Consider the following 6,701-nt stretch of genomic DNA (forward strand, 5'->3'; position numbering starts at 1 on the left):
CCCGCGACGGCCTTGGCGATCTTCCCGGCGTCGATCGCCATCTCGCGCAGGTTCCCGCTGATCGGGTTGGTGTAGCCGGTGAAGTACAGGCCGGGAGCCCCCGCGGGCGTCCGCGCGCCCCGGACGGAGGGCCTGCCGCGCCCGTCGAGCACCCCGAGGTGGCCGACGAGGCCGTCCAGGCCGCGGGCGTAGCCGGTGGCCGCGACGACGGCGTCCACGGAGATCCGGGTGCCGTCGGCGAGGACCACCTCGCCGTCCTCGAAGCCGTCCACGGCCGCCACGATCCCGACGCGGCCCTTGCGCACGGCGTCGATCAGGCCGACGTCCAGGACCGGGATCGCCCCCTGCCGCACCCGGCTGTACAGCCCGGTGTCCGGCCGCGGCAGCCCCTGCGCCGCGAGGTCGGGCACGCTGATCCTCGCCACGGGCCGCGCGAGCCGGTCGACGAGGGCGACGGGCAGCCGCCGTACGAGGATGCTGGTGAACTGGGCGGGCCAGCCCGCGGTGGACCGGCGTACGAGGTGCGGCACGGTGCGCACCGCCAGCCGGACCCGCGCCGCCCCGCCCTCCGTCAGGTCCACGGCGATCTCGGCACCGGTGTTGCCCGCGCCGACGACGAGGACGTCGCGGCCGGCGAAGGGTGCCGCGTTGCGATAGGCGCTCGCGTGCACCAACTCGCCCTCGTAGGTGTCCCGTCCGGGCCACTCGGGGATGCGCGGGGTGTGGTTGAACCCGGTGGCCACGACCACCGCGGCGCCGTCCAGCTCGCGTCCGCCGGTCGCGCGCAGCCGCCAGCCGGTGCCGCCGGGGGCGGGCTCTACGCGGGAGACCTCGACCCCGGTGACGATCTCCAGGTCGTGGTGCTCGGCGTACTTCTCCAGGTAGCGCACCACGTCGTCGCGGCGCACCCAGCGTCCGAAGCGGCGGGGCATCGGCAGGCCGGGCAGGGCCGACAGCCGCCGCGTGGTGTGCAGGCGCAGCCGGTCGTAGTGCCCCCGCCAGGAGGCTCCGACGCGGTCCGACCTCTCCAGTACGACGGCCCGCAGCCCTCGCGCGCGCAGGGCCTGGGCGACGGCGAGGCCGCCCGGCCCGCCGCCTATGACGTAGACGGGGCGGTCCGTGGCGGGGCGTTCCGGGAGCTGGGGGGAGTCGGCCATGGTCGCGAGCGTAATCACGCAGGTCGTCGGTGGGTCTCGGGCGAGACCGGAATTGATTGCGGATCGATCACGGCTGTGGGAGAGGCGGGTGGGATGTGTGACGTAGGTCTCCCGATGGTGGGTGCGGGGTGGTTCCGGGGTGCTTCGAGGGGTCGGTGCCGGGGCGGGGGCCGGAGCCTGGCGCGGTGCCGGTGCCGGGGTGGGGAGCCTTGCGCGGTGCCTGGGTCGGGGCCGGAGTCGCGCGGCGGCGAGGGTGCGGTGCCGGTGCGGCGGCCCGGCCGCGGCCATTGTCAGGGCGCGCGGAACTGACGTACCGTCAGATTCATGGACGCGATCTGGCTCACAGGTGCGCAATGGCTTGCCGTGCTCCGGATAGGGCTCGGGCTGTGGTGGCTGGAGAGCTGGCGGCACAAGGACCGCAGGACGTGGCGCGAGGGCGCCGGGATCACCTGGGCCGCCGGGGTCGCGGCCGACCACCGCTGGAGCGCCGTCCGGTCCGGCTTCGAGACCGTCGTCGCGCCCCGGCCGCGCGTCATGGCGTACGTCGTCCTCTACGCCGAACTCGCCCTCGGCCTCGGCCTGGTGCTCGGCTTCCTCACCCCGGTCGCCCTGATCGGCGCCCTGTTGCTCAACCTCCTCTACTTCGTCCTGATGATCCACGACTGGGCCGAGCAGGGGCAGAACTCGATGATGGCGCTGATCTGCGTGGTCGCGCTGTTCGGGATGTCCTGGCAGTCCTGGTCCGTTGACGCCGCCCTGGGGCTCTTCCGGTGAGCGACCAGCGCCACGACGTCCCGGAGCCGGACGCCTTCACCCGCGCCTACTGGGACGCGGCCGCCGAGGGCCGGCTGCTCGTGCGGCGCTGCCGGGCGTGCGGACGCGCCCACCACTACCCGCGGGAGTTCTGCCCGCACTGCTGGAGCGAGGACGTGGCCTGGGAGCCCGCGAGCGGCCGGGCCACCCTCTACACCTGGTCCGTGGTGCACCGCAACGACCTCCCGCCCTTCGCCGGACGCACCCCGTACGTGGCCGCCGTGGTCGAACTCGCCGAGGGGCCGAGGATGATGACCGAGATCGTCCGCTGCCCGGACCCCGCCCTCCTGCGCGCCGGGGCGCACCTGACGGTCGCGTTCCGCGACGGCGCACCGGTGTTCCGCCCGGCCGGCTGACCGCGCCGGACCACCGCGGACCGTGCGCCCTTGCCGGGGCACGGCGCCCTCTCCGTACGCGGCCCGCAGGCCGTACGCCCCTCGCCGGCGTACGACCGTCCCCTCGCCTCCGTCTCCGTCTCCGCCTGTGTCTGTGCCGCCGCCTCCGCCTGTGCCTGCGGTGCCGCGGTTCCGCCGGTCCGCCCCCGGCGTCAACCCGTGGCGCCCGTGGCGTGAACCCCCGGCCCGCCGGACCCCGCCTGTTGTGTCGGGTTGGTGTCCACGGCGGGAAACCGGGCACAACCGCCGTCCGCGCGCGGGATCATGAGGTATGCGCCCGGACGACTGGTACTCCACCCAGGACCTCACCGGCTTCCTCTCCCACGCCGGCGGCTTCCTGCGCTCCCGCCCCGATCTGCACACCGTCGCCCTGACGGTCACCGAGACGCTGCGTACGGCCGGGCTGCGGGCCTACGGCGACGAGGCACCGGTGTTCGGCGTGCTGGAGCTGGACGGGCAGGTGCGGGCGGCGTACTTCCGCACCCCGCCCCACCCGCTCAACGTGACCCCGCTCAGCGCCGACGAGGCCGACTCCCTCGCCGCCCATCTGGCCGCCCTCGGCCACCGGCTGCCCGGTGTCGTCGCCGCCCGCGAGACCGCCGAGGCCGTCACCGCGGCCTGGCGCCGGCACACCGGCGCCCGGGGTACGGCAGGCCGCGGCAGGCGGCTGTACCGGCTCGGCAACCTGACACTCCCGCAGCCCGCCCCGGCCGGCCGCCCGCGCGTAGCGGGCATCGAGGACCGCGGGCAACTGGTGCGCTGGTACCAGGAGTTCACCGAGGCCGCCGGGCACACCGCGGCCCAGGACGCCACCGCCTGGGCCGACGCCCGCCTCGCCCACGGCGGTCTCACCCTCTGGGAGGCAAAGGACGGCCGCCCCCTGTCGATGGCCGGCGTGACCCCGGTGGTCGCCGGCCAGGTGCGGGTCGCGCCCGTCTACACCCCGGCCCCGCTGCGCGGACGCGGCTACGCGGGCGCGGTCACCGCCGCCGTCAGCCGGGCCGTGCTCACCTCCGGTGTCCGGGAGATCCTGCTCTTCACCGACCTGGCGAACGGGACGGGCACCGGCCTGTACCAGCGCCTCGGCTACCGGGCGGTGGCCGACTTCACGGCCTACGACTTCCGTGGCGGCCACCTCTGAGAGGGCGGTGGGGCGAGCATCAGCACGGGCGTGCTCACTGCCGACGATCCTGAGCCGATTCCCGCGCCTGGATCATGCGGCTGAGCTGGTGGTGGTACAGCTCGACTTGCGCAGGGGTGAGGACGAGCATCGACTCGCAGACGCCGCCGTTCTCGTAGTGGACCGTCACCGCCATGGCAGCTTGGTGCGCACGCGGGTCGTACACGGCGTCGCGCTTCACGTGCGTGACGTGCGTGACCGGAACCGGCACGGGGCGGAGGGTGCTTCCGTCAGACCTTGCCCGCCAGTCCACGCCCCCACCGGGCGGGCGGAGTTGGTACGACGCCGAGCTGTCGCTCGGCAGGGCGACGACGACCCCGATCCGACCCTCCTTGGCGAGATCGACGGCGAGGTCGCCAAGGCGAGGACGGAACGGGCTGCCTGCGCGTAAAGCGGTCTGTGACGTGGGGGGTTGCTTCGAGGTTTGTTCGGCCATGCCCCGAAGCTAGGCGTGCGCCCAAGGCTCCGTATGAACCGCGGGAATACGACCCCTACCCGTCGAGGTGGAAGCGGTCTGACATGCGGCGCAGCTTCTCGCGGGTGCTCGCCCGCTCGGCGTACACGATGCTGCGCAGGGTTGACCGGGCGATGGGATGGTTCCGGACGAGCTGGGGAGCGATGACCTCGGCCTTCTCCAGTTCCTTCAGCGCCTTGTCGCGGTTGCCGTCCCACAGCCACGCACGGGCCAGGTCCATGTGGTGGTGCCCTTGACGGGAGTGGGGAAGAGCCGCGATCAACTCCTCGCTCGTGCGCTGGTTTATCGACAGCGCCTCGCGTTGCTCGTGCATCTCCAGGGCGACGCTGATCGCGTGGATCTGCACGTTGCCCGGCGAGAACGTCAGGCTGTGGCGGTCGCGGACCGGAGGTCCGGCGGTCTCGGTCATCCGCTCGGCCGCGCTCCGCGCGTGGTTGATCCGATCCTTCGCCTCGGCCTTGCGACCGCCCCGTGCAGCCGAGACAGCCGCACGCAGTTGCAGTGCCCCCCAGGCCCGCACGGCCAACGGCTCACCCCTGTCGTAGTCCTGCTGAACGCTGCGGATCGCCTTGTCCGACAGGGCAACGGAGTCATCCCAATCTGCGGTGGCCCACATGTCCCAGACGCGCATCCAGTCGGCGACGGCCGGCATCACCGGGTCGCCGGACAGCCGCGCGGACCATGCTGCCCGTTCGCACGCCATGGCGATCAGCTCGGGGTGCCCAAGGGCGTGTGCGGCGGTGTGAGTGAACTTGCAGCACACCGCGTAGACGGCGTACGCCTCTTCCCGCTCGTGACCCGTGGTGACTTCGGCCAGGGCGCGCGCTTCGCGGAACAGGTCGGGGAGGATCTCCATGACCGCCACGTTCGCGGCGGCGTCTCGGAGGCGGTGCAGGCGCGTGGTTTCCTGCCACAGCTGACCGGCCTGCCGAGGGGGTCCGTCGAAGACGGGAGCGAGGTCGTAACGGCGCAGCTCACGCATGATCGCTGCGGCAGAGACCTGCCACTGATTCTCTGCCGGAGAGCTGCTGTACGGCCGTCCGATCAGGTCGTTCGGGTGTACGTGCAGCTCCGAGGCGATCAGGTTGAGCAGGCCGACACGGTCCAGCTCGATGTGCCCGCGTTCCATCTTGGACACCCAGCCCTGCGTCTTGCCCAGGGCAACGGCGAGGTCGGCTTGCGTCATGCCGAGGCGGAGCCGTGCGCGGCGAACACGACGGCCGATCTCTTCGGCTTCTTCCAGCATCAGCGCGCCTTCCTGGGGGTGAGGCGCTGGCGTTCCAGCGGGCGGCGAGGCATCGTGCTCCCTCCATCGGGGCTCGGGGCTCCTGCCCCTGACGGTACAGAGGCCGCGTGCCGCGGGTGGAGTGATGGCGGTCAGCGGATCGCTTCGTCCACGAGCAGTGCCGCAGCCCGACATGCGAGCCGCTGTCGAGACGGCTCCGATATGACGCGTCGGTGTGGCGGTCTCCAAGCGGGAGAGGCGCCGGGGCGCCCCGATGCACTGTGCTCCGAAGCGGGCGGTCCTCCGCAGGCTTCGGAGCGAAACGCGAGCGGCGGTCGCCGCCACCGCTCCGAGGGTTTGCCTGGACCCTGCGCGGACCACGAGCCCCGTACGTGACCTGGCCCGTGACGTGCCCTCGTTGACCGTGCCCAGCGATCGAGAGGGGAACTCAATCGAGAGGGGAACCCGGCGGAAGGGCTGTCCCATGTCCCCGCCGAGCCGACCCCGACCCGGGACGCCCCCGGTTGGCCCCGCAAGCCCCTCACGGCCAGAGCAGTTCCTTGGTCCACCCCGTGGTCGTGCGGCGGTAGGCGAGCCGTACATGGCGGCGGCGGGCGTCCCCCTGGAAGAACTCCACCTCCTCGGGCAGCAGCCGGTAGAGGGTCCAGGACGGGACCGGGGCGTCCGGCTCCCGCCGGGCCCGCTCCCAGGCGTCCTGCGAGGCCCGCGCCAACTCCTCGGGTGAGCCGAGGACTTCGCTCTGCCGGCCGGTGAGGGCCGCCGCCAGCGCGCCTGTCGAGCGGGCGTGCAGATCGGCCTGCGCGTCGGCGGCCGGGGCTGCCGTCACCGTGCCGCGTACGCGCACCTGGCGGCCCTGGGCCGGCCAGTAGAAGCCGAGCGCCGCGTGCGGGCGGGCGGCCAGCTGACGGCCCTTGCGGCTGCCGCGGTGCGAGGCGAAGGACCAGCCGGAGTCGTCGGCGCCGTGCAGCATCACCGTCCGTACGTCCGGCACGCCCTCCTCGTCCGCCGTGGCCAGGGACATCGTGTGCGGCTCCACCTGCCCGGCCGCGACCGCCTCGGCGAACCACGCGGTGAACAGCGCAAGCGGTGCGCCGGGCGCGGCGGCCGGGTCGAAGGAGGGCAGCTCGACGTCCCACACCCGCAGCGACCTCAGCAACTCGTGCAGATCTGTTCCCATGCCCCGATTCTCGCGTGCCGGGCGGACTCACACCCGTCCGAGGTCGGCTGGCACGAAGGGGCGCGAGGACGGTACCCATGTCCGAGGAGGAGATGTGGACGGGCCGGCGCAGTCCTCCGCGGACGACGACGGGAGCTGCCGCCGGGTCCGCTTCACCCGGTCCGGCGACTCCGTGCAGACGGGAATCCGGGTCCGCACGGCTCGCGGGCGCCCCCGCGCGTGCGCACGTCCACGAGACGGTGGCCGACGAGCGGCCGG

7 protein-coding genes are annotated in these 6,701 nt (G+C 73.3%); 3 read left to right on the forward strand and 4 right to left on the reverse strand.

Going from position 1 to position 6,701, the window contains the following annotated elements:
• Positions 1–1,157, reverse strand: a 1,157-nt coding sequence (locus tag SZN_RS34315) for a flavin-containing monooxygenase (protein ID WP_007504303.1), incomplete at its 3' end; no start/stop codon positions are given.
• 324 nt (positions 1,158–1,481) lie between these two features.
• On the opposite strand from SZN_RS34315, the gene SZN_RS34320 reads away from it, so the two are divergent.
• The 3 genes from SZN_RS34320 (at position 1,482) to SZN_RS34330 (ending at position 3,506) form a co-directional block, all read left to right on the forward strand.
• Positions 1,482–1,931 (forward strand): DoxX family membrane protein, encoded by a 450-nt coding sequence (locus tag SZN_RS34320; protein WP_007504305.1) that lies wholly within the window; start codon positions 1,482–1,484, stop codon positions 1,929–1,931.
• Entirely contained in the window at positions 1,928–2,326 is a 399-nt protein-coding gene (locus tag SZN_RS34325) for a Zn-ribbon domain-containing OB-fold protein (protein WP_007504306.1), read from the forward strand. The genes SZN_RS34320 and SZN_RS34325 overlap by 4 nt, the downstream gene beginning before the upstream one ends.
• Positions 2,327–2,636: 310 nt before the next feature.
• A complete protein-coding gene (locus tag SZN_RS34330; RefSeq protein ID WP_007504308.1) occupies positions 2,637–3,506 on the forward strand; it encodes a GNAT family N-acetyltransferase in 870 nt (289 codons plus the stop codon).
• Positions 3,507–3,540: 34 nt separating this feature from the next.
• On the opposite strand, the gene SZN_RS42995 is transcribed toward SZN_RS34330, so the two are convergent.
• The 3 genes from SZN_RS42995 to SZN_RS34345 form a co-directional block, all read right to left on the reverse strand.
• On the reverse strand, positions 3,541–3,756 hold the full coding sequence (locus SZN_RS42995; protein ID WP_007504310.1) for a hypothetical protein: 216 nt from the start codon (positions 3,754–3,756) through the stop codon (positions 3,541–3,543).
• A 280-nt stretch (positions 3,757–4,036) separates the two neighbouring features.
• The gene (locus SZN_RS34340; protein ID WP_007504312.1) at positions 4,037–5,266 is read right to left on the reverse strand and encodes a helix-turn-helix domain-containing protein; all 1,230 of its coding nucleotides are present in this window, start codon (positions 5,264–5,266) and stop codon (positions 4,037–4,039) included.
• A 520-nt stretch (positions 5,267–5,786) separates the two neighbouring features.
• A complete protein-coding gene (locus SZN_RS34345) occupies positions 5,787–6,443 on the reverse strand; it encodes a pyridoxine/pyridoxamine 5'-phosphate oxidase (RefSeq protein ID WP_043734652.1) in 657 nt (218 codons plus the stop codon).
• Between the last annotated feature and the right edge of the window lie 258 nt (positions 6,444–6,701).

Source organism: Streptomyces zinciresistens K42 (assembly GCF_000225525.1).
GTDB classification, from domain to species: Bacteria; Actinomycetota; Actinomycetes; order Streptomycetales; family Streptomycetaceae; genus Streptomyces; species Streptomyces zinciresistens.

Bases quoted from the DNA above. Each gene is read 5' to 3' on its own strand.
- SZN_RS34330 (WP_007504308.1), top strand. From the start codon at position 2,637: ATGCGCCCGGACGACTGGTACTCCACCCAGGACCTCACCGGCTTCCTC.
- SZN_RS34320 (WP_007504305.1), top strand. From the start codon at position 1,482: ATGGACGCGATCTGGCTCACAGGTGCGCAATGGCTTGCCGTGCTCCGG.
- SZN_RS34345 (WP_043734652.1), bottom strand. From the start codon at position 6,443: ATGGGAACAGATCTGCACGAGTTGCTGAGGTCGCTGCGGGTGTGGGAC.
- SZN_RS34340 (WP_007504312.1), bottom strand. From the start codon at position 5,266: ATGCTGGAAGAAGCCGAAGAGATCGGCCGTCGTGTTCGCCGCGCACGG.